At 72.2% G+C, this 21,994-nt stretch carries 22 protein-coding genes and 1 pseudogene; 10 read left to right on the top strand and 13 right to left on the bottom strand.

Annotated elements, in window-relative coordinates:
- Positions 1–127: 127 nt before the first annotated feature.
- Together BJY16_RS28030 and BJY16_RS28025 are read right to left on the bottom strand one after the other, a co-directional pair.
- Entirely contained in the window at positions 128–541 is a 414-nt protein-coding gene (locus BJY16_RS28030; protein ID WP_185042554.1) for a DUF6069 family protein, read from the bottom strand.
- 17 nt (positions 542–558) lie between these two features.
- On the bottom strand, positions 559–1,791 hold the full coding sequence (locus tag BJY16_RS28025; protein ID WP_185042553.1) for a glycosyltransferase 87 family protein: 1,233 nt from the start codon (positions 1,789–1,791) through the stop codon (positions 559–561).
- Between the two features lie 254 nt (positions 1,792–2,045).
- Between BJY16_RS28025 and BJY16_RS28020 the strand changes: the two genes are divergently transcribed.
- Both BJY16_RS28020 and BJY16_RS28015 read left to right on the top strand, forming a co-directional pair.
- Positions 2,046–3,503: a Fic family protein gene (locus BJY16_RS28020; RefSeq protein ID WP_185042552.1), complete on the top strand. Its 1,458-nt coding sequence runs from the start codon at positions 2,046–2,048 to the stop codon at positions 3,501–3,503.
- A 7-nt stretch (positions 3,504–3,510) separates the two neighbouring features.
- The gene (locus tag BJY16_RS28015; protein WP_185042551.1) at positions 3,511–3,867 is read left to right on the top strand and encodes a DUF6578 domain-containing protein; all 357 of its coding nucleotides are present in this window, start codon (positions 3,511–3,513) and stop codon (positions 3,865–3,867) included.
- A 25-nt stretch (positions 3,868–3,892) separates the two neighbouring features.
- Here the strand turns inward: BJY16_RS28015 and BJY16_RS28010 are convergent, their stop codons facing one another.
- Entirely contained in the window at positions 3,893–4,783 is an 891-nt protein-coding gene (locus tag BJY16_RS28010) for a HEAT repeat domain-containing protein (protein WP_185042550.1), read from the bottom strand.
- 239 nt (positions 4,784–5,022) lie between these two features.
- Here BJY16_RS28010 and BJY16_RS28005 point away from each other — a divergent pair, with 239 nt between their 5' ends.
- Positions 5,023–5,322, top strand: coding sequence for a hypothetical protein (locus tag BJY16_RS28005; protein ID WP_185042549.1), 300 nt, complete (start codon positions 5,023–5,025; stop codon positions 5,320–5,322).
- 67 nt (positions 5,323–5,389) lie between these two features.
- Here BJY16_RS28005 and BJY16_RS47550 read toward each other — a convergent pair whose 3' ends face one another.
- Together BJY16_RS47550 and BJY16_RS28000 are read right to left on the bottom strand one after the other, a co-directional pair.
- Positions 5,390–5,512: a hypothetical protein gene (locus BJY16_RS47550; RefSeq protein ID WP_260418317.1), complete on the bottom strand. Its 123-nt coding sequence runs from the start codon at positions 5,510–5,512 to the stop codon at positions 5,390–5,392.
- Positions 5,513–5,563: 51 nt separating this feature from the next.
- On the bottom strand, positions 5,564–6,322 hold the full coding sequence (locus tag BJY16_RS28000) for a YdcF family protein (RefSeq protein ID WP_185042548.1): 759 nt from the start codon (positions 6,320–6,322) through the stop codon (positions 5,564–5,566).
- A 138-nt stretch (positions 6,323–6,460) separates the two neighbouring features.
- On the opposite strand from BJY16_RS28000, the gene BJY16_RS27995 reads away from it, so the two are divergent.
- The 5 genes from BJY16_RS27995 (at position 6,461) to BJY16_RS27975 (ending at position 11,190) form a co-directional block, all read left to right on the top strand.
- Positions 6,461–6,685: a hypothetical protein gene (locus BJY16_RS27995; RefSeq protein ID WP_239177595.1), complete on the top strand. Its 225-nt coding sequence runs from the start codon at positions 6,461–6,463 to the stop codon at positions 6,683–6,685.
- A 238-nt stretch (positions 6,686–6,923) separates the two neighbouring features.
- A complete protein-coding gene (locus BJY16_RS27990) occupies positions 6,924–7,799 on the top strand; it encodes a tachylectin-related carbohydrate-binding protein (RefSeq protein WP_185042546.1) in 876 nt (291 codons plus the stop codon).
- Positions 7,800–7,860: 61 nt separating this feature from the next.
- A complete protein-coding gene (gene sigJ, locus BJY16_RS27985) occupies positions 7,861–8,799 on the top strand; it encodes an RNA polymerase sigma factor SigJ (RefSeq protein ID WP_185042545.1) in 939 nt (312 codons plus the stop codon).
- Positions 8,800–8,881: 82 nt separating this feature from the next.
- Positions 8,882–10,069 carry an NAD(P)/FAD-dependent oxidoreductase gene (locus tag BJY16_RS27980; RefSeq protein ID WP_185042544.1) on the top strand — a complete coding sequence of 396 codons (1,188 nt, stop codon included), beginning with the start codon at positions 8,882–8,884 and terminating at the stop codon, positions 10,067–10,069.
- A gap of 59 nt (positions 10,070–10,128) precedes the next feature.
- Positions 10,129–11,190, top strand: a complete 1,062-nt coding sequence (locus BJY16_RS27975) for a hypothetical protein (RefSeq protein WP_185042543.1) — start codon at positions 10,129–10,131, stop codon at positions 11,188–11,190.
- Between the two features lie 5 nt (positions 11,191–11,195).
- On the opposite strand, the gene BJY16_RS27970 is transcribed toward BJY16_RS27975, so the two are convergent.
- Complete coding sequence (locus tag BJY16_RS27970) at positions 11,196–11,648, bottom strand: MarR family winged helix-turn-helix transcriptional regulator (RefSeq protein ID WP_239177598.1); 453 nt, start codon at positions 11,646–11,648, stop codon at positions 11,196–11,198.
- Positions 11,649–11,707: 59 nt separating this feature from the next.
- On the opposite strand from BJY16_RS27970, the pseudogene BJY16_RS27965 reads away from it, so the two are divergent.
- Positions 11,708–13,343: pseudogene (locus BJY16_RS27965) on the top strand (DHA2 family efflux MFS transporter permease subunit); the annotation flags it as partial.
- Positions 13,344–14,474, top strand: coding sequence for a polyprenyl synthetase family protein (locus BJY16_RS27960; protein ID WP_185042541.1), 1,131 nt, complete (start codon positions 13,344–13,346; stop codon positions 14,472–14,474).
- A gap of 18 nt (positions 14,475–14,492) precedes the next feature.
- On the opposite strand, the gene BJY16_RS27955 is transcribed toward BJY16_RS27960, so the two are convergent.
- From BJY16_RS27955 to BJY16_RS27925, 7 genes are all read right to left on the bottom strand, one after another.
- Positions 14,493–15,434, bottom strand: coding sequence for an alpha/beta hydrolase (locus tag BJY16_RS27955; RefSeq protein WP_185042540.1), 942 nt, complete (start codon positions 15,432–15,434; stop codon positions 14,493–14,495).
- 94 nt (positions 15,435–15,528) lie between these two features.
- Positions 15,529–16,230: an N-acetylmannosamine-6-phosphate 2-epimerase gene (locus BJY16_RS27950; RefSeq protein WP_185042539.1), complete on the bottom strand. Its 702-nt coding sequence runs from the start codon at positions 16,228–16,230 to the stop codon at positions 15,529–15,531.
- A complete protein-coding gene (locus BJY16_RS27945; protein WP_185042538.1) occupies positions 16,227–17,156 on the bottom strand; it encodes an ROK family protein in 930 nt (309 codons plus the stop codon). Before BJY16_RS27945 ends, BJY16_RS27950 begins: the two co-directional genes overlap by 4 nt.
- Entirely contained in the window at positions 17,153–18,121 is a 969-nt protein-coding gene (locus BJY16_RS27940; protein ID WP_185042537.1) for a dihydrodipicolinate synthase family protein, read from the bottom strand. The genes BJY16_RS27945 and BJY16_RS27940 overlap by 4 nt, the downstream gene beginning before the upstream one ends.
- The gene (locus BJY16_RS27935; RefSeq protein ID WP_185042536.1) at positions 18,118–19,110 is read right to left on the bottom strand and encodes an oligopeptide/dipeptide ABC transporter ATP-binding protein; all 993 of its coding nucleotides are present in this window, start codon (positions 19,108–19,110) and stop codon (positions 18,118–18,120) included. The genes BJY16_RS27940 and BJY16_RS27935 overlap by 4 nt, the downstream gene beginning before the upstream one ends.
- Positions 19,103–21,031: a dipeptide/oligopeptide/nickel ABC transporter permease/ATP-binding protein gene (locus BJY16_RS27930; protein ID WP_185042535.1), complete on the bottom strand. Its 1,929-nt coding sequence runs from the start codon at positions 21,029–21,031 to the stop codon at positions 19,103–19,105. Before BJY16_RS27930 ends, BJY16_RS27935 begins: the two co-directional genes overlap by 8 nt.
- Positions 21,031–21,990 (bottom strand): ABC transporter permease, encoded by a 960-nt coding sequence (locus tag BJY16_RS27925; protein WP_185042534.1) that lies wholly within the window; start codon positions 21,988–21,990, stop codon positions 21,031–21,033. The genes BJY16_RS27930 and BJY16_RS27925 overlap by 1 nt, the downstream gene beginning before the upstream one ends.
- Between the last annotated feature and the right edge of the window lie 4 nt (positions 21,991–21,994).

Here is a 21,994-nt window from a genome sequence, read left to right as displayed (position 1 = left end):
TCGGGCGGCGCCCCGCAAGAACAATGATGATCACTACGGCAGTCTGGTCTCCGGGCGTGGACAGGATCGGCCCGGCCTCGCGGATCAGGACCGCACCCCACAGTACCGGTACGCCCGGCGTACCGGATCAGCAGTGACGGCGGGGCAGCCCGAGGATCAGGGCGGCGGCGACGGTGGTGTGCATGGCCAGCAGGGTCGTCGTCGACTGCGGGTCCGCGCCGCTGCCGAGCGGCCCGGCCAGCGACAGCAGCAGCCCGACCGTGGCGATGATCCGGAAGGCGCGGACCGGGCGGCGGGTGGTGCGTTCGAGCACGGCGAGCAGGCCCCAGGCGGCCAGCCCGGCAACCAGGGCGGTGACGGTGACCGCGCCCGCGCCGAGGTGCTGGGTGGCGCCGCCCCGCACGACGGTCAGCGGGGTGTCGGCCCACAGTTCGTTGCTCGTCCACTGCACCAGCACGGCCGTCGTGGCAGCGCCGATGGTGATCAGGCGGGCGGTCCGGCCGGTCGTACCGAAAGCGGTGGTCTGCATCTGGTTCGTCATGCCGATGAGCATCTCGGCTACCGGCACCGCGCCACATCGGACCGCAGGAACGGACCGCGCCCTCTCCGGTCGGGGCCGCCTACAACTTTGGTTGGTCCGCTCTTTGCCGGGCGACCGAGCCGCACCGCCGTCCACAAGGTGAGGATCAGGGCGGCGAGCAGGTAGGCGTTGCCCGGGAGGTGTTCGATCGGGGCCCACTCGTACTCGCGGCGCTGGCCCCAAGGCGGCCAGACGAACGGGCGGGTCAGGAAGGTCGCGGTCCACAGGATGCTCGCGATCCGGCTGCGCTCCCCCAGCGCCAGTCCGATCGGCACGGCCCACACCCAGTGGTGGGACCAGGAGATGGGCGAGGCGAGCAACATGGCCAGGGCGGCCAGCCCGGTGCCGAGCACCCGGTCGCCGCGGCGCCAGCAGACGGCGGCGACGGCCACCACCGCCACGGCGAGCGGCCCGGCCACGGCGAGCCACAGCGGCGTCGCCGGCGGATGGTCGAGCAGGCGGGTGAGCGTACCGAAAACCGACTGGTTGTGGGCCAGCTCCGGAGGGCCTACCCGGCCGGCCCGGACCAGGTCCTCGGTCCAGTACGTGCGCGCCGCGCCGGGCAGCACGGCGAACCCGATCGCGACGGTGCCGGCGAAGGCCAGCAGCGCTCGCGCCGCCGTCCGGCGCCGGCCGACGAGGAACAGCAGCACGACGAACAGCAGCGGGGTCAGCTTCACGCCCGCCGCGATGCCGACCAGGACGCCGGACCAGCGCCGGTCCGGGTGCACCAGGTCGACGAGCACGGCGAGCATCAGCAGCAGGTTGATCTGGCCGAAGGTGAGGTTCTGCCAGACCGGTTCGAGGGTGAGCGCGGCCAGGGTGAGCAGGGCGACCAGCGAGCCGGGAGCGGTGCCGCGCAGCGACCGGAGGACCAGCGCGATCACCGCGGCCAGCGCGCCCACCGACGCGGCGGTCCACAACGCCGTGGCCAGCCAGAGCGGCAGCCACGCCAGCGGCGCCATCGCCACCGCGGCGAAGGGCGGGTAGGTGAAGCGCAGGTGGGTGGCCGGGTCCCGGGAGCCGTAGAGCGGCAGGCCGTCGACTGCCAGGCGGCCGCCGTACCGGTAGACGGAGAGATCCACGAACCCGCCGTGGAAGCTCAGCTTCGCCGGGACGTTCGCCCAGGCCGCGGCCCCGGCCACGGCGGCGGCGACGATGACCACGGCCAGGACCGGGGCGGCCCGCACCAGCCGGCGAGACGGTCTCACCGGGGAGGGCGCTGACAGGAGACGACGGTCCGGCCACACACCACAGACAACCATGGTGGGCACTGCGCGATTTCCCCCGCCTCAACCATCATGATCACTATCCTCGTGGTGGGCGCCGGTCCGCGCACGCCGACCCGCCACCAGGTGTCCACGTGGGCCGTCGTGGCCCAGGGCCTGGACCTGATCTTCGAAGTGGACCGAGCACCGATTAATAGGTCACCATCCGTGCCACGGCCGTGGCACGATGGCCGGCGATGACGAGCGAGTTCTCCTTTCCACGGCTGCGCGTCAACGCTCTCACCTGGGCAGACGTGGACCCCGATCGGCACCCGTTCGATCCGGGCACCGTGCACGACGTCGTGCGAGCGATAGCGCCGGCGGGCGGCGTGCCGGAGCCTTTCCGGTACGACCCGGGCCGCGGCTTCGATCACCTCGCGGATCAGGCGCGCTGGGACTGGCAGCGGGCGATGACCGTTGCCCTGGCCGAGCACTACGGCGTCTGGGCCTGCGGCTGGCTCGCCGAGATGGCCGGGCTCACGGCCGACGGCGCCATGGTGGTGCGGTGGAGCGGCGCCCGGGAGTCGATCACGACGCCGGAGGAGACGCTCGACGCCGTCGCCGGGGCGCTCGTGGACTGGCGGATCTTCCTCGACGACCTGGCCGAGCTGTTCCCGCGGCATCTGCCGCTGCCCGCCGACCCGCGCGCGGCGTCCCGCGCGTGGGAGGCCACCGTCGCCTCCCTGGTCGCCACCGTGGCGGCGCGATCCGGTGCCGACGAGCACTGGTACCCGGTCTGCGCCCTGGTCCTGAAGTGGTTCCTGGCCGTCGCCGAGGTGCCCGGCGAGAACCACGACGCGCTCGTCGACGCGGCGATCGGCGGGCGGTTCTGGAGCTTCGTCTCCCCGCTGGGCGCCGAGGTGGCCGACGCCGCGGAGTCCCTGGCGGCGATGCTCACCGGCGTCCCGGCCGCACCGGACGACGTCTGGCCCGACACCTGGCCGCAGGACTGGCCCAGCTGGCGGAGCACCGAGCTGCCCACCGCCGCCCGGGCGCCGTGGGTCACCGCGCCTGCGGTGCCCGACACGCTGGAGGCCTGGCGGCAGGTCCGGGAGGCGGCTCGGTGGGAGCACGCGGTCGAGCACGTCACCGGGCCGGTCCGGACGGCACGCGACGGCATCGCCGAGCATCTGGCGCGGCGCAAGTACGACGGCAGCCGTGCTCTGGCCGCGGTGGAGCTGGTGCGCGCGGACGCTGCCGAGGGCGGCTCGCTCACGTTCGCGCGGCTGGAGACGTGGCAACGGAAGGTGCTCGCGGCAGCCGCCGTACCGTTTCGTACGACGTCCGCCTGGGCGCGAGGCGGCCGGGAACGCTACGCATACCGCGAGGAGCTGCCCGGGGCCTTCGAGGTGTGTCTCGCCGAAGCCACCGACCCGGCGGTACCGCTGCCGTCGCGCGCCGCGCGGGTGTACCTCGACGTGCTGCACTTCCACCCGTTCGCCGACGGCAACGCGCGATCGGCGGCGCTCGCGCTGTACTTCGTGCTCGCGCGCGAGGAGGTGGTGCTGGACCGCGCCGCCCCGCTGCTGATGACCCGCTGGCCGACCCCCGACGCGCACGGCGCCGAAGGGCTGGCCCGATTCGTCGCCACGCTCATCAAGCAGACCCGACGGTCACAAGATTCCTATCTGGGAGACTTGAACCGTGCACCTTGACGTATGGATGGACGGCTGGCAGATGGAGTGCTGCGGTACGCCGTTCGGGGAGCGCAGCGACGTGGCGTGGCGGCTGCGGAACCCCAATCCCACCGAGTTGAGTTGGCTCGACACCGTACTGCACGACGGCGTCGCCGCGACCATCGACGCCGTCGAGGACCACCATGGCGATGGAAGCGCTCCGCGGACCGCGGGCACGGTGGTCTCGATCGCCACGCTGCACTGCCGTTTCGCTCCCGAGCCGGTCGCCGGATCCGGTGTCGTGACGCCGGTCATCGCGGCGGAGAAGTGGAACAACGACCTCGACGATCGGCGGTTCGCCGGATTCCTCATCCGCCTCCGCACCGCAGACTCGGGGAGCTAGGACTCCGCATGCCGGTGCGGTGCCGTCAGTCCCAGGTGATCCGGCTTTCCTTGTCGGTCCACCAGGCGACGAGATCACCGGCGAGACGCGCGGTGTGGATCGGTTCCGCTGCCGCTCCGAGCCTGCGGCGAACTTCCTCATCGAGCAGGCCGGCGTCGCCGGCACAGGCGAGGGTGACCAGGACCGGCCCGATCAGATGGTCGTAGGCGCCAGTCGCGATGCCCCGTTCCAGGGCGTCGCCGAGCAGCTCGCGAACCTCGCCGATCGCACTGTGGTGGGCGGCGGCCATCGCGCTGATCTGCTCGTCGGGATCGCCGGCGAGCTGCTCGGTCAGCCTGGTCACCACCTCGACGTCCAGACTCGGGATCTCGCGGGTGACCGCGTAGAGCGCGTAATAACGGGTCTCGGCGTCGTCGTCGTGGCAGAGCCGGATCAACGCCGCGGCCGCCTCGGGTGCCACCCGATCGAGGTCGACCAGCCCGGGCAGGGCAGCCGCCACGTGGAACCGGACCCGCTCGTCCGGGTGATCGGCCAGCGTCGCCACCCGCGGCAACGCCTCCTGGGCGCGGTGGTAACCGAGCGCGGAGACGATCCAGCAGGTGACCGACGGTTCGGCCTCGTCGCGAAGGCGGTCAAGCAGCAGGGGCACGGTCTCCTCGGTGAAGGGCCGGCGCCCGTCGGCCTGCTCGTCACCGAGTTCGCGCAGGATCCGCACGCCGAGTTCCCGCCGCCGGGGGCTGCTGTCGCCGGTGAGCGCGGCGGCACGGTCGAACACGTCCCGGGTCGGCCGGCGATGCAGGGCGAGCAGAGACGGCAACCCGACCACGCCGTCATCGTCCTGGATCTCCCGCTGCGCCAGCCGCAACAACAATTCCAGCGGCAGTTCTTCCTGACTCGGCGATCCGAAACCGCTCACCCTCGCCAGTTTGCCCGGCTGACGCGGGGCCGTGGTGCTGAAATCGCCACCGGAACCGGTCTCCCCCAATGAACGCACCGCGCAGGTGAGAATTTCTCCTATCGGTGGCGGCGTCGTTTCACGTTTCTGGTAACAGTCTGGAAACGGGCTGGGTGAATCCTGATTGCGGGCTCATCGACTGGGTAGTTGCTGGTCACCGCCGCTCGACGGTTTGAATACGATCCCCCCAGGAGACAACCATGGCTATGAGTACCCACGCCCACAACGAGAACGTGACCGTGAAGGGCACCCGGTTCCGGGGCGAGGAGACCAAGCCCTCTTACAAAACCACCGAACTGGTGGTTTACGTGCTCGCGGTAATCGGTGTACTGATCGCCTCCTACGTCGTCGGTGACGGGGCGGCGAACAATGGCTCGGACTACTTCGCCGCCGACAAGGCGTGGTGGTACATCACCCTGCTGACCATCGGCTACATGATCAGCCGGGGTCTGGCCAAGGCCGGCAGCCGCAGCAACGACGTCGACCCGCGCACGCACTGATCGGCTTCTCCGGCATTCGTGGGCGCGGCGGGGTCAGAAGACCCTGCCGCGCCCGGAGAAGCCCGGATTACCGCAGGAAGAGGTTGAGCAGGACGGTCAGTCCGACCGACAACAGGATCGACACCAGGATCATGCCGAGGCAGCCGACCGGCCCGCCGAGGAACCGGACTTGCATGTTTCCGATACGCATGCCGTCCGGCTACCCCACCGGGGCACGAATACACCGACGCCGTTGGCCGGCTCAGCCCGCCCACCGCTGATCGGCGGCGCGAGGCGCCCCCACCCCAGCGCGGCGCAGGGCCTCGTACGCTTGCTGGATCCTTTCCGGAACGGTGACGTGCGCGATGAACCCCCGCCCGGCCGGCCCATACCCGTCGCCGTCATCGGTGAGCCGCGGGATCTCCCCCATCAGCATCGAGACGTACCGGTCCACTGGCCACATTCCCTCCGGCGGCGACCGGAACCCCAGCTCCCCGCCGATCAGGTCGACCGGCGTCCGGTGAGCGGCGAAGTTCACGATCCGCGCGGCAGGCGCCAACAGCCGGAACCCGGCGTCCATACGCCGCTGCATCGAGGCGTCCTGGATCAGCAGAATCCGCCGATGCGGCACTCCTTTGTCGGCAAGCAGCGCCAATGCGTTACGGACGTTGTTCCCGCAGTTCGTCGACTCGTGTTCGAGCAGGTCGGCGCGCACGTCGTACCTCTCAGTGAGATAGCGGTCGAAGAGCGCGGCCTCGGTCAGACCCGCGACGTCGTCCCATCCCATCCTTCGCCGCATGGCGGCCCGCAGGACGTCGGTGGAGTGCCCCCGCCCACCGACGATCATGAAGCAGGCGGCGAGCTCGTCGGCGATGGCCCGTGCGAAGAGATCACCGCCCGCGAGGATGCTGCCGCCGAAGAGGATGGCGACATCCACGTCACCCACCTCGTCACGGCTCAGCGCGCCGACGTCACGCTGAGCGCAGAAGTCCACCAGAGCGTTGAGGTGAGCGGCGATCATGGCTTCGAGGATAGGTTCCGGCCACCGTGGCACGCGGGTGCGTTCTGGTGACCGCCGCAAGTGAGGCCGGCCCACAGCCCGCTCCCGGCACCACGCGCCATCGGCAGGATCGGCGGGCTGGATGACACCATGATCACCATGACTGCTGACGAACACGCCGCCCGCGCCGCCGAGCTCATCGACGAGGCCGAACGCCTCTACCAGATCTGCCTGGTCGACTACCACACCAACATCAACGAGGACGATCATTCGGAGGAGCCGTACGTTCCCGGCGCCGACCTCGCGATGCTCACCGCCACCACGCAGCTCGCCCAGGTCCACGCCACTCTCGCCCTGCGACGCCCAGCCGCCGCGAACGAGTGACGGACGGCTTGCCGGGGAGGCGGCAGCCATCGCCCAACCGCAGCGCACTGACCTCCTGATACCGGCACGCCATCTCGTGGCCGGGGTCGGCCGGTCCGGGGCTTCGCCACGCCGATCTACCGGACCGCGCGCCCGTCTGTCCCAGGCGGAGGGAGCTTTTCGGACGGCCGGGCCGGGCCGGAGGCTCAGCGGTTATGCGCCGCTCGTCCAGGGCCGACGCTGCCACCCGCGGAGGACGATGAAAGGCAACTCTGCTGGCCCGTGCGGTGGCACCGATTTCTCAACGAGGAGACAGGCAATGGCAGGCGTGGTGTTCGCGATCAAACACGATGGTGATCTGCTGTGGTACCGGTACACCGGTGACGGTACGGCGGATCAGACAGGTGCTACCGGCTGGGAGCCGAATTCCAGCAACCCGGTGGGCCGTGGCTGGCAGAACTTCCAACGGGTCTTCGGCATCGGCAACGGCCAAGTCCTCGCGATCAAACACGACGGGGACCTCCTCTGGTACCGCTACACCGGCGACGGTAAGGCCGACCAGACCGGCGCCACCGGCTGGGACGCCAACTCCAGCAACCCCATCGGCCGCGGCTGGCAGAACTTCCAACAGGTCTTCGGCATCGGCAACGGCCAAGTCCTGGCCATCAAACACGACGGGGACCTCCTCTGGTACCGCTACACCGGCGACGGCAAGGCCGACCAGACCGGCGCCACCGGCTGGGACGCCAACTCCAGCAACCCCATCGGCCGCGGCTGGCAGAACTTCCAACAGGTCTTCGGCATCGGCAACGGCCAAGTCCTGGCCATCAAACACGACGGGGACCTCCTCTGGTACCGCTACACCGGCGACGGCAAGGCCGACCAGACCGGCGCCACCGGCTGGGACGCCAACTCCAGCAACCCCATCGGCCGCGGCTGGCAGAACTTCCAACAGGTCTTCGGCATCGGCAACGGCCAAGTCCTGGCCATCAAACACGACGGGGACCTCCTCTGGTACCGCTACACCGGCGACGGCACCGCCGACCAGACCGGCGCCACCGGCTGGCACCCGCATTCCAGCAACCCGATCGGCCGCGGCTGGCAGAACTTCCACCAGGTTCTCGGGGGCCTCTGAACGGCGGCGACAGCCGGCATGCCGGATCACGGTCTCCGGTGTGGATGCTTAACTGTGCTCCATGCTGGTCGGTGCGCATGACGTCGAGGTGTTCGAGCGGGCCAGGCCGCGGCTGGAGGCGATCGCGTACCGGCTGCTGGGGTCGGCGAACGACGCCGAGGACGCGGTGCAGGACACGTTCCTGCGCTGGCAGGCCGCCGAGCGGGAACTCATCGAGACGCCCGAGGCCTGGCTGACCAAGGTGCTCACCAACCTCTGCCTCAACCGGCTCACCTCGGCGCGGGCCCGCCGGGAGACCTATGTGGGCCAGTGGCTGCCCGAGCCGGTCTTCGCCGGGGACCGGATGCTCGGCCCGTCCGACACCGTCGAGCAGCGCGAGTCGGTCTCCCTCGCGATGCTCACGCTGATGGAGCGGCTCTCGGCCCGGGAACGCGTCGTGTACGTGCTGCGCGAGGCGTTCGGATACCCGCACGCCGAGATCGCCGAGGTGCTCGACCTGACCGAGTCGAACTGCCAGCAGATCCACCGGCGGGCCAGGCAGCACCTGGCCGACGAGCGCCGCCGGGTGCCGGTCGACGCCGCCGCGGCCCGCCGGATCGTCGAGGAGTTCCTCGCCGCGGCGCTCAGCGGCCGGACCGACTCGCTGGTGCGGATGCTGACCGACGACGCGATCAGCATCGGTGACGGCGGCGGCGTGGTGTTCTCCGTGCCGCACCCGATCACCGGGGCGCTGCGGGTGGCGCGGTTCCTGCGGACGCTGTTCACGCCCAGCGCGGCCAAGTGGGAGATGATCGGCGGCCGTCCGGACCTGTTCGCCGCGGTCGCGAACGGCGTACCCGCACTGGTCATGGTGGTCGGCGACCGGGTCGCCGGGGTGTTCGCGCTGGACGTGACCACCGACGGCATCGCGGGCGTGCACGCCCAGGCGAACCCCGGCAAGCTCCGGCACGCGACCCGTCAGTGGGCCGCTGCGGCACCCGGGGAGCCGCTCACCTGGTGACTCAGGTCACAACTCGCGGCTGTCAGATCTCGCACCGCCATCCGGTTCAGGAAGCGAACACCGACCGGATGGGAGCCAGACCATGAAGCACCGCATCGTCGTCCTCGGGGCCGGATACGCCGGAGCCAACGCGGCCGGGCGCCTGGCCAAGCGGCTGCACCCCGCGGACACCGGGATCACCCTGGTCAACGCGGAACCCGACTTCGTCGAGCGGGTCCGCATGCACCAACTGGCGACCGGCCAGGAGCTGCGGCCCCGGCGGCTGACCGACGTCTTCGCGGGCACCGGCGTACAGGTGAAGGTGGCCCGGGTCGACGCCGTCGACCCCGACCGCCGGACCGTCGGCATCGTCGGCGCCGATGGTCCCGGCGAGATCGCCTACGACACGCTCGTCTACGCCCTCGGCAGCACCGCCGCCGACGGTGGCGTTCCCGGCGTCGCCGAGCATGCCCACCACCTCGCCGGCCGGCAGTCCGCGCTGCGGCTACGTGACCGCCTGGCCGCGCTCGCTCCGGGCGGAACCGTGCTCGTCGTCGGCGGCGGCCTGACCGGCATCGAAGCGGTCACCGAGATCGCAGAGGCCCGGCCGGACCTCCGGGTCTCCCTCGCCGCCCGCGCCGGCCTCGGCGACTGGCTGAGCGACAAGGCCCGCACTCACCTGCGGGCGGCCGCCGACCGGCTCGGCATCGTCGTGCACGAGCACACCGGCATCGCGCGGGTCGAGGCAACCGGCGCCGTCACCGCCGACGGCCGGACGCTCCCGGCGCAGGTGACGGTCTGGACCGCCGGCTTCGCGGTCCATCCGCTCGCCGCGGCCACGACCCTGCGGGTCTGCCCCACCGGACAGATCGTCGTCGACGACACCATGCGGTCGGTCTCGCATCCCGGCGTCTACGCCGTCGGGGACGCCGCGTTCGCCCCCGGCGCGAACGGCGAACCGCTGCGGATGTCCTGCGCCTCCGGGGTGCCGTCGGCCCACCTGGCCGCCGACGTCATCGCGGCGCGCCTGACCGGTCGCCGGATCCCGCCGAACCGGATCGGCTACACCGCGCAGTGCATCAGCCTGGGCCGCCGCGACGGCATCGTGCAGTGGGTGACGCCGGACGACCGGCCCAAGCCGTCCGCGGTCACCGGCAGGGCGGCCGCCCGCCTGAAGGAGATCATCTGCAAGAGCGCGGCCTGGAGCATCTCCCACCCGACCGCGATGCTGCCGAGCCGCCGCCACCACGCCATCCCGTCCGGCGAACCCCGGGTGACCACGCCGGCGTGAACCGCCTGGCGCGTTTCGGCCCAGCTGGCGGATACCGCTCGCCGAGTAAGATCGGCGGCGTGAGCCGCCTGATCCTCGACGACGAGACCGGGATCGACGACAGCGGCATCGTCCGCGGGGACACGGTCGCCGGCTGGCGCGAGCCGTCGGGCCGGATCGACTGGGCGGTCCGGGACTGGCAGCCGGAGCCGGAGATCGTCGCGCAGGCCCGGCTCGACGAGTGGGAGGCCGTCCTGGCCCGGGTCGGCAGGCACGCGCAGCTCGGCGTGCGGCACGGCGACGGCCGCCCGGCCTGGCACGGGCTGAGCAAGTCGCCGGACGACATGAACCGCGGCATCGTCGGCGCCACCCTGGTGGCCCCGGGCCGGCTCGCCGACGTCACCGCCGCGACCCGCCAGGAAGACTTCACCGGCATCCAGGTCCAGGGTGCCCGGCGGGTCCAGCAACTGGTCGTCCCGCGGATCGTCGAGCACCCGCAGGGCGCGGAGCTGGATCCCGCCGAGGCCCGCTTCGTCGTCGGCGCGCCCGCCGCCCAGGCGCCCGCCGCGCCGCTCGACCTGCCGGAGGAGCTGACCGCCGCGCTGCTGCGGCGGCTGCGCCGTCAACCGGTCGACGTGGCCCGGATCGCGGTCGGGTTGCGCGTCGCCGAGACCTGGGAGCTGGCAGACGGCTTCCAGGTCCCGGTCGTCTACGACGTGGCGCCGGGCCGGACCCAGGGGTACGTCGCCGACCCGGACGGTACGCCGCACAGCACCCTCCAAGCGTGCCGGAACCACCACCTGGCCGGCGTGCTCCAGTGGTGCACGCACTGCCTGCAGCCGACCTGCGTCTCCTGTTCGGAGGCGGTTCGCCTGTGCCGGCTGTGCCAGGGCTTGGCCTGCGGCGACTGCGTGGTGACCGAGGACGGCCGCTGCCGCGCCTGCGCCGCCCTGACCAAGGTCGGCCTCTTCGCCCGGGGCCGTTTCGGCGTCTCCGCGGGCGGCTCGGCCTGGCACGGCGAGTCCCCGAACGTTCAGGTGACGGTCCGTCAGCAGCGGAACTGGTGGACGCTGGAGCGGTGGGACCGCAACGGCCGGGTCACCCTCCAGCTGGATCCGGGGATCAGCCGGGAGTTGCGCTGACCGGCTCAGCCGGCGGCGTAGTCCCGCATCGCCGCGGTGACCTCGCGCAGGAACGCCACGGTGACTTCGGCCTGCTCCGGGCTCAGGCGGGCGGCGGCCTCCTCGATCCGGTCGAGCAGCGGCGTCAGGGCCCGCACCACCTGCTCGCGCGCGTGCGGGGTGGCCACCACCGTCTGCCGGCGCCGGTCCGACGGGTGCGGCACCCGCTGGGCATGGCCGGTCGCCTGCAGCCGGTCGACCAGCGTGGTCGCTGACGCGGACCGGATCCCGAGCCGCTGGCCCAGCTCGGTCGGCCCGAGGCCGTCGTCGCTGCTGAGCAGGTGATCGAGGGCGATCGCGTCGGTCCCGCCGACGCCGAGCCGGGCGGCCAGGCTGTGCGTCGCCTCGCCGTTGGCCTGCAGCATCTCCCGGATGGCCAGGGCGAGGTCGCTGTGTCGCTGTGCTGGGTGCCCGCTCACGTCCGCATCATACGGCTCTCAGGTAGCAAGATTTTCTAGATACTTGTATAACAAGATTCATGACTACTGAGATACATCAGCGGCGCCGGTGGCTGGGCCTGCTCGTGGTCAGCCTGGGCGTGGCGATGATCATCGTGGACGCGACGATCGTGAACGTCGCGGTGCCGTCGATCATCGAGGACCTCGGCGCCACCTCCAGCGACGCGCAGTGGATCCAGGAGTCCTACACGCTGGTGCTGGCCGCCCTGCTGCTGGTCGCCGGCCGGGCCGCGGACCGGGTCGGGCGGCGGCGGCTGTTCATGGCCGGCATCGCCGTCTTCGTGCTCGGCAGCCTCGGCTGCGCGCTGGCCCCGGCGCCGCCGGCGCTGATCGCCTTCCGGCTGGTGCAGGGCATCGGCGGCGCGATGATCCTGCCCACCAGCCTGTCGCTGCTCAACGCCACGTTCGCCGGCCGGGAGCGGGGCATCGCGTTCGCCGTCTGGGGCGCCACCATCGGCGGCACCGCGGCGCTGGGACCGCTGCTGGGCGGCTGGCTGACCACGCACCTGTCCTGGCGCTGGGCATTCGGCATCAACCTGCCGCTGGGTGTGCTGCTGCTGGTCGCGGCGCCGCTGCTGCTGTCGGAGTCCCGCGAGCCGCGCACCCGGCGCGGCAACGACTGGGTCGGCGCGGCGCTGTCCGTGATCACCCTCGCCGGTCTGGTCTTCGCGCTGATCGAGGGCCGCAGCTACGGCTGGTGGCAGCGCACCGGCCCGGTGGACGTCGCCGGTTTCACCTGGACGCCCCAGGTGTCGCCGGTGCCGGTCGCGTTCGCGCTGGCGGTGGTGGGCCTGCTCGGCTTCCTCTGGTGGGAGGGCCGCCGCAACGCCGCCGGCCAGCCGGTCCTGCTCGATCTGGGGTTGTTCACCATCGCGTCGTTCCGCAACGGCAACCTGGTCGCGGCCGTGGTCAGCCTCGGCGAGTTCGGCCTGCTGTTCACGCTGCCCCTGTGGTTGCAGAACGTGCGGGGGTACAGCGCGTTCGAGACCGGGGTGGTGCTGCTGCCGCTGGCCGCCGGCAGCTTCCTGGCCAGCGGGCTGGCCACCCGGCTGACCGCCACGCGCGGCGCGGTGTTCGCTGTCCGGCTGGGCATCGTCCTGGAGATCGCCGGGATCGCCGGCATCGGGCTGGTCGCCGCCCCGGACACCGCCTGGTGGCAGATCACCCCGATGCTTTTCGCGTACGGCCTGGGAGTCGGCCTGGCCACCGCACAGATCACCGGGATCGTGCTGGCGGACGTGCCGGTGGCGATGAGCGGTCAGGCGTCCGGCACCCAGAGCACCACCCGGCAGCTGGGTTCCGCCCTCGGCATCGCGGTGCTGGGCACCGTGCTGTTCAGCACGCTCGCCGGCCGGCTCGACACCGCGCTGGACGACCGGGGCGTACCGGAGAACCAGCGCTCCGCCGTCGTGGCGGCCGTCAAGGACAGCGCCGGCGCGGCCATCCCCGGGCTCGCGGCCGACCCCGGCACCGCCGCGCTGGCCGGCGACGCCGAGCAGGCGCTCTCCACCGCGACGCGCTGGACCGCCTTCACCGCGGCCGGGTTCCTGCTGCTCGGCCTGCTGGCCTCGGTCCGGCTCACCCCGACCGGGCGCCGAACCACCACCTGAACCGGTAGTGCCCACTCCCCCGCCCGACCGGAAGGCTCCCGCATCCATGTTCACGCCATCGCGCCGGCCGCAGGCCGGCACCACGACCACGCCGGCCATCCGCAGCTCACCGCTGGACGCCGAAGACCTGCGCGGCCGGGTCCGGTCCGAGATCGAGCGGTTCCTCGCCGCCCAGACGGAGGTGCTGGCCGAGGTCAGCGACGACTGCGCGCCGCTGGTGCGGTACGTGGCCGACCTGATGTCCGGCGGTAAACGGCTACGGCCCGCGTTCTGCTACTGGGCGTGGCGCGCGGCCGGCGCACCGAACGGCCCCGCCGTCCTGGCCGCCGCGACCGCACTGGAGTTCCTGCAGGCCGCCGCGCTGGTCCACGACGACATCATGGACGCCTCGGACACCCGCCGCGGTGCCCCGTCGATGCACCGCCGGTTCGCCGCCCTGCACACCGCGAACCGCTGGGACAGCGACGCCGAACAGTTCGGGATGTCGGCCGCCGTGCTGGCCGGTGACCTGTGCCTGACCTGGAGCGACGCGCTGTTCTCCGGCAGCGGCCTGCCGCCGGCCGCCCTCGCGCGCGGCCGCGGCGTCTTCGACCGGATGCGCATCCAGCTGATGGGCGGGCAGTACCTGGACCTGGTCGACCAGGCCGGCGCCGGCCGCGACCGGCGCGGTGCGCTGGAGCGGGCGCGCCGGGTCGCGCACTTCAAGAGCGCGAAGTACACCGTCGAGCATCCGCTGCTGCTCGGCGGGCACCTGGCCGGCGCCGGCAGCGGCGTGCTGGAGCGCTTCTCGGCGTTCGGGCTGCCGCTCGGCGAGGCGTTCCAGCTGCGCGACGACCTGCTCGGCGTGTTCGGCGACCCGGCCCGGACCGGCAAGCCCGCCGGGGACGACCTGCGCGAGGGCAAACGTACGGCGCTGATCGCGCTCACCGTCGAGCGCGCCACCGACGTACAGAAAAAGGTCTTGCAAGCTCTCCTCGGCGACCGCAGCCTGCCCGCGGCCGACATCGACGTGCTCCGGGAGGTCATCGCCGACACCGGGGCGCCGGTCGCGGTCGAGCGGATGATCGACGAGCTGGTCGAGCGCGCCCGCACCGCGCTGGACACGACCGACCTCGAGGCGGCGGGGCACGCCGTGCTGCTCGCGCTGGCCGAGGCCGCCACCGACCGGAGTCTCTGAGGCGCGCTGGTGCACGGCTCAGGCGAGGGCGCGTCTGAGGGCGTCGAGGCGCAGCTGCCAGGTTCGTCGTGCCAGCGCGCTGTCCGGGGCGAGCGATTCGGCGCCGTGGTAGCTGCCGGGATGCACATGCAACTCGGTGGGCACGCCGGCGGCCATCAGCCGTTGCGCGAAGGTGATGTCCTCGTCGCGGAACAGGTCGACGGTGCCGACGTCGATGAAGGCCGGCGGTAAGCCGGTCAGGTCCTCGGCGCGGGCCGGCGCGGCGTACCCGTCGGCGGGGCGACCGCCGAGGTACCAGGTCCAGGCCTGGATGCTGGTGTCCCGGTCCCAGCTGCCGAGATCGGTGATCTCACGGCTGGACGCGGTCTCGTGCCGATCGTCGATCATCGGGTAGATCGGCATCATGAACGAGATCGGTGGGCCGCCGCGGTCGCGGGCCAGCAGGGCGGTCGCGATGGTGAGCCCGCCGCCTGCGCTGGCGCCGTAGACAGCCACCCGGCGCGGGTCGAGACCGAGCTCGGCGGCGTTGTCCACCATCCACGTCAGGCCGGTGTAGCAGTCCTCGACAGCGGCCGGGTAGGGGTGCTCGGGGGCGAGCCGATAGCGCACCGACACCACCACGGCGTTGATCTGTTCGCAGAGCAGCGAGGCTGTCGCGCGGTCACCGTCGATGTTTCCCTGCACCATGCCGCCACCGTGGATGCAGTAGATCCCCGGCAGCGTCTCGCTCGTGCCGGCCGGGCGGTAGACGCGGACCAGGACCTCCGGTGTCGCCGGGATCGTGTGGTCCTGGCTGTGGATCCGCGGGTTCGGCGGTGCTTGGCTGGTGCTGGTCATCTCCTCGATGGCAGCCCGGCGAGCGACGATGTCCCCGATCGCCTGGAAGCCACCGGGTACCGCCGCGAGGCGGGCGTCGAGGGCGGCGCGGGCCTCCGGGTCGACGCGGTCACGGCCGGACATGCGGACTCCTGTTCTGCGGGACAGCCCGGGCGGCACGGACGCCGTTGTCGGCGCCGCCCGGGCTGCGTTCGCGACCCCCGGCGTGGTGCCTGGATCAGCTGTGGTGCGGACGGTCGGTCCGCGCGGCGAAGGAAGCGGTGATCCAGGCCGGGTCGGTGATGGCGGTACCGACGACGACGGCGAGAGCTCCGGCGTCGAGGGCGGCGCGGACCTGTGCGGGCTGGTGGTAGCGGCCTTCGGCGATGATCGGCGTGGCCGGCAGCGCGGTGCGCAGCGCGGCGATCAGGTCCAGGTCGGGGCCGGGCCCGGGCGGGCTGTCCGGGGTATAGCCGGACAGTGTGGTGGCGATCAGATCGGCGCCGGCGCCGACTGCCGCGACGGCGTCGGCGAGGGTGGCGACGTCCGCCATGACCAGTCCCCCGGCGGCGTGCACGGCGTCGACGGTCGCGGTCAGCCCGGCGCCGTCCGGGCGAGGACGCCGGGTGCCGTCGGTGGCCACGATGTGCGCACCGGCGTCGAGCACCTGGACGGCGTCGTGGACGGTGGGGGTGATGAACACGCCCGAGGTGCCGCGTTTGGTGAGCCCGATGATCGGTACGTCCACGGCGGCGGCGACCGCGCGGATGTCGGCGAGGCCACCGACCCCGCCGCACCGGACGGCGGTGGCGCCGCCGAGAACCGCGGCCCGGGCCATCCGGGCGATCGTCGGCGCGTCACGCAGCGGATGATCGGGCCCGGCCTGGCACGAGACGATGAGGCTGCCGGCGATGGCCGGCAGCAGGTCGCCGAGGATCATGATCCGGTCTCCTGTCCGAGCTGCCGGGCCAGGTGGGCAGCGCCGAGAAGTGGCGCGTCGGCTGCGGTCCCCGGCACCAGCACGGGCAGCGTCCGCAACGGTGGCAGCGCTTCGGCACGGAAGGCCTCGGCGACGGTCGTCGCGAATTCCGGAATGCCGTGCACGACTCCGCCGCCGAGGGTGATGGCGTTCGCGTCGATGGCGGCGACCAGCCCGGCGAGGACGCGGCCGAGGAGGTGCGCCGCGTCGCGCACCACGGCACGGGCGTCCTGGTTCCCGGCGCGCAGCAGAGCGGTCACGTCGGTCAGTGATCGGATCGGGCGGTTGGTGACCCGGGCGTAGGCGGCCGCGATGGCCGGCCCCGCGGCGACCGCCTCGAGATGGTCGAGCCGGCCACATCCACAGGCGATGGCGCCCTGGGCGGGGACCAGCAGGTGGGCGATCTCGCCGGTGACCGCGTGCGGACCGCTGACCGGGCGCCCGTGCTGGATCAGGGCGCCGCCGACGCCGGTGCCGACGGAGACGTGCAGCAGCTGGGGGCAGTCACGCAGGGCCGGGTCGAGGGCCGCGCCGACCGCGGCGGCACGGACGTCGTTGGCGACGGCGACCGGCAGCCGCAGCATCCTGGTCAGTTCGTCACGGACCGGTGTGCCGGCCCAGCCGGGCACGATCTGGGTGGCCGAACGCACCACGCCCGCCGCGGTGTCGACCACACCGGGTGCGCCGACACCGACCGCCTGCACCGGTGCCGAGTTCTGCTCCCCGCGGCGGCGCAGGTCGGTGACCAGTTCGGCGACCACGCACAGGATGGCGGGAGCACCGGACGGCGTGTCGACGCGGATCCGCTCGCGGATCACCCCGGCGTCGTCGACGAGCGCCGCGGCGATCTTGGTCCCGCCGATGTCGACAGCGGCGACAGCGCTCACAGCAGGCCCGCCGCGATCAGGATCCGGCGTACGTAGTCCGTCTCGGTGTCGTCCAGCGGAATCTGCGGCGGGGCGGTGACCGCGTGCTCGATCACGCCCCGCAGCCGCAGGGCGGTCTTGAAGGCTCCGAGCGCGGACGAGCCGCGGCCCATCCGTGACGCCGGGGCGGCCCGGACGATGCGCATCAGGCGCAGCAGCCGTTCCTGTTCCCGGCCGGCCTGCTCCCAGTCGCCGGCGCGGGCATGAGCGTGCAGGGCGGCGTAGCCGTGCGGGTCGACGTTGCCCAGGCCGGGCACGACACCGTCGGCGCCCATCCGCAGCGCGTTGTCCACGGTCAGCTCGGAACCGGTGAGGACGCTGAACCCGGTCAGCCCGGCGTCGTCGCGGGCCACGATCAGGTCTCGCAGGCCGGCGTCGTCGCCGGTGGAGTCCTTGAGCCCGGCGAGCAGCCCCTCGGCGGCCAGGCGCAGCAGCATGTCGTGGTCGAGGTTGCTGTGCACCGACACCGGCAGGTCGTAGGCGTACAGCGGCGCCTCGCACTGCTCCGCGACGCGACGCAGGTGCAGCTCGATCTCGGCGGGGTGGGTGCGGGTGTAGAACGGCGCGGTCACCACGATGCCGGAGCAACCGGCCCGGGCGGCGCGCCGGGCATGGTCGAGCACCCGCAGCGTGGTCATGTCGATCGCCCCGACCAGTACCGGTACCTGCCCGGCGACGTGCCGCAGGACCCTGTCGACCACCACGGCGCGGTGCGCGTCCGGCAGAAACGCGACCTCGCTGGAGGAGCCGAGGACGAACAGGCCGTCCACGCCGCCGGCGAGCTGGAAGTCGACCAGCCGCAGCAGCGAGGTGACGTCGACCTCGAAGTCGGGAGTCAGGGGGGTGCACACCGGGGGGACCACGCCGGTCAGCGCCGGGACGAGGGTTCCGGCCGGCGTGGCGGCGGTGGCGGCGGTGCTGGTCATGCGGGCTCCTGAGCGGGAAGATCCGAAGGTTCGGTGATCGGGTGGTAGCAGCGGTAGCGGCCGTCGGCTTCGGTGGCGTACGGCGGCATCTCGGTGGCGCAGCGATCGGTGGCCCGCCAGCAGCGGGTGCGGAACGGGCACCCGGTCGGCGGGCTGACCGCGGACGGGACCGGGCCGACCAGCGGGATGGCCCGCATCGGGTGCAGCAGGCCGGGAGCCGCGGAGAACAGGGCCCGGGTGTAGGGGTGACGCCCGTCGTGGATCCGGTCGGCGGGCAGTTCCTCCACGACGCGGCCGAGGTACATGGTGACGATCCGGTCCGAGACGCGGCGCACGGTCTGCAGGTCGTGGGAGACGAACACCATGGCCAGCCCGAGGCGGGTGCGCAGGTCGAGCAGCAGGTTGAGGATCTGCGCCCGGACCGACACGTCGAGTGCCGAGGTCGGTTCGTCGGCGATCAGCAGCGCCGGCTCCAGCGCGAGAGCCCGGGCGATGGCGACGCGTTGCCGCTGACCGCCGGACATCTGGCTGGGCAGCGCTTCCCGGGCCGAGGCGGGCAGACCGACCAGGTCCATCAGCTCGCCGACCCGGACACCGCGCTCCACCGGGCTGCGCCAGCGCTGCACGTCGAGCGGGTCGCCGATGATCTGCTCGACGCTGAGCCGGCGGTTCAGCGACGTCGCCGGGTCCTGGAAGACCATCCCGACGAGCCGGCCGACGTGCCGGCGACGCTCGGCGGTCCTCATGGCCCAGATGTCACGCCCGCCGATGTGCACCGTCCCGCTGGACGGTGGTTGCAGCCCGACGAGCACTTTGACCAGAGTGGACTTGCCGCATCCGGACTCGCCGACCACGCCCAGGGTCTCGCCGGGCGCGACGCGCACGTCGGCCCGGGTCAGCGCGTGCACTCGGGCCCGGTTGAGGATCGAGCCGCCCGGGGCGCGGAAGTCGACGCTGACCTCGCGCAGTTCGGCCAATGATTCAGTCATGGACGGCAACCTTCTCGACCTCTTCGACCTGCGCCGGGTGATGACAGGCGGCCAGGTGGCCATGGACGTCGGCCAGCGGCGGGCGAACGTCCGCGCAGATGCGGGTGGCTCGCGGGCAGCGGTCGGCGAACCGGCAGCCGGCCGGGAAATCCGCCGGCGACGGTACGGTGCCGCGGATCTGCACGAGCCGCGGCGCCTGCGCTTCGAGGGACAGCACCGACCCGAGCAGCCCGCGGGTGTAGTGGTGGGTGGGCGCGGCGAGCACCTGCGCGGTGCGGCCCTCTTCGACGATGCGGCCGCCGTACATCACCGCGATCCGGTCACAGACGTCGCTGACCAGCGCCAGGTCGTGCGAGACCAGGATCAGCGCGAAGCCGAGCTCGGCGCGCAGGCGCAGCAGCAAGTGGATGACCTGTGCCTGCACGGTGACGTCGAGGGCGGTGGTCGGCTCGTCGGCGACGACCAGTTGCGGGTCGCGGGCCAGCGCCATCGCGATCACGACGCGTTGCCGCTGGCCGCCGGAGAGTTCGTGCGGATAGGACGACAGCGTGCGGATCGGGTCCAGTCCGACGAGGGCCATCAGCTCCTCGGCGGTGCGGGTGCCGCCGCGCTTGATGATCTGTTTGAGCTGAGCGCGGACCGTCATCGACGGGTTGAGGGCGGACAGCGCGTCCTGGTAGATCATCGCGATGCGACGGCCCATGATCTTCCGCCGTTCGGCGGTGCTCAGGGTGAGCAGGTCGGTGCCGGCGAACTCGATGGCGCCGCTCGTCCGGGCGCCGCGCGGCTGCAGGCCCATCACGGTCAGCGCGGTCAGCGACTTGCCGCATCCGGACTCGCCGATCAGGCCGAGCACCTCGCCGGGGCGCACGTCGAAACTGACGCCGTCGACGATGTCCACCCCGTGGTGACTGCCGGCGAAACCGAGGTGCAGGTCTCGTACCGAAACAATCGGGGCCTGGGTGATCGGCGGCCGTGCGGTGGCCGCCAACCGTGCCGCCGCCTGTGCCAGGCCGGGCAGGGCCACCGCCGACTCCCGTTCGGCGTCGGAGATCTCGATCGGTCCGGTCGCGGCGCCCGCCCGGCGCCGGGCGGCCGGCGCCGCCCAGGCGTCGGAGATGCCCTCGGCCAGGATGTTGAGGCAGAGCACGGTGATCAGGATCAGCAGGCCGGGGAAGAACGTGGCCCACCAGCCGCCGCTGGCCAGCAGCTGCTGCCCGTAGGCGATGACGCTGCCCCAGGACGACGGCCCGGCCTCGGGCTGCAGGCCGCCGCCGATGAACGACAGCGACGCCTCGAAGACGATCGCGTTGGCCACCATGACGGTGGTGTAGACCAGGATCGGCGCGGCGCAGTTGCGGACCACGTGTCGCCGCAGGATGTGCGCGCGGCCGGCGCCGATCACCCGTTCCGCGGCGACGTAGTCCTCCTGATATTGGGCGGCGACGTTGGCCCGGACCAGCCGGGCGATCTGCGGGATCATCACGAACCCGATCGCGCCGACCAGGACCGGCACGCTGTCGTGGCCGTAGGCGACGACCAGGATCGCGGCCAGCACGATCGTCGGGAACGCCATGATCACGTCGAGGACCCGCATGACCGTCTCGTCGAGGGCCCGGCGGCTGGTCGCCGCGATCGCGCCGAGCAGCGCGCCGAGCGCCAGCGCCAGGCCCGCCGATCCGAAGCCGATGACCAGGGAGCGCGGGGTGCCGGCGATCAGCCGGGAATAGATGTCACGGCCGAGCCGGTCCACGCCGAACCAGAAGTCGCCGGACGGGCCGGTCGAGGGCGGGGCGAGGGCGACCTGGGTGGGGTCGTAGCGGGTCAGCCACGGCGCGGCGATGCCGACGGCGACGACGACCAGCAGGAACCCGAGGCAGACTTGGGCGCTCAGCGGCAGGCGCCGAATTCCGGCGAGCATCAGTGGGCTCCTCTCATCCGGGGGTTGGCCGCCAGGTACAGCAGGTCGACGACGAGATTCACCACGACGAATCCCAAGGCGATGGTGATCACCAGGCCGCGGGCCAGGCCGATGTCGTTCTGCTGGACCGCGCTCATGATCTGCGTGCCCATGCCGGGCAGGGTGAAGATCGCCTCGATGATCACGGCGCCGCCGATCAGGTATCCGGTCTGCAGACCCAGCACGGTCAGCGGGGTGAGCAGGGCGTTGCGCAGTACGTTGCGGCCGACCACGACGACCGGGGGCAGGCCGGCGCCGACCGCGGTGCGCACGTAGTCGCGGTCCAACTCCTCGACCATCGAGGTGCGTACGACGCGGGCCAGCGCGCATCCGGTCGGCACGGCCAGGGCGACGGCGGGCAGGATCAGGTGCTGGAGCCAGCCGCTCACCGACTCGGACGGGGCGACGTAGTGGCCGCTGGGCAGCGATCCGCCGCCGATCGTGGACAGCTGCTGAATCAGCAGGATGGCCAGCCAGAACGAGGGGATGGAGATGCCGGCCATGGAGATCAGCCGGGTCAGCTGGTCGGGCCACCGGTCGCGGTAGAGCGCGCCGGTGATGCCCAGGACCAGGGCGAGGACCACGGCCAGGCTGACTCCCAGGGCGGTCAGTTGCAGCGTGACCGGCAGCGCGGCGGCGATGATCCCACCGATCGGCGCGCTCAACGAGAACGTCTGTCCCAGGTCGCCGTGCAGCAGCGCCCACAGATAGTCGGCATAGCGAACGAGCAGCGGCTGGTCCAGGCCGTTGGCGGCGTTGAACGCGGCGACCTGCTCCGGTGTCGCCTGGTCGCCGAGCACCGAGAGCGCGGCGTCGTTCGGTGACAACGCCATGACCAGGAAGATGAACAGGATGATGCCGAGCATGAGCGGGATCAGCGCCGCCAGCCGGCGCAGGATGATGCCGAGGAACGCATCCATCCGC

Source organism: Actinoplanes octamycinicus (assembly GCF_014205225.1).
In the GTDB taxonomy this organism is placed as follows: domain Bacteria; phylum Actinomycetota; class Actinomycetes; order Mycobacteriales; family Micromonosporaceae; genus Actinoplanes; species Actinoplanes octamycinicus.
The sequence above is the reverse complement of the archived record's forward strand: the minus strand, read 5'-3'. Positions and strand labels throughout refer to the sequence as shown.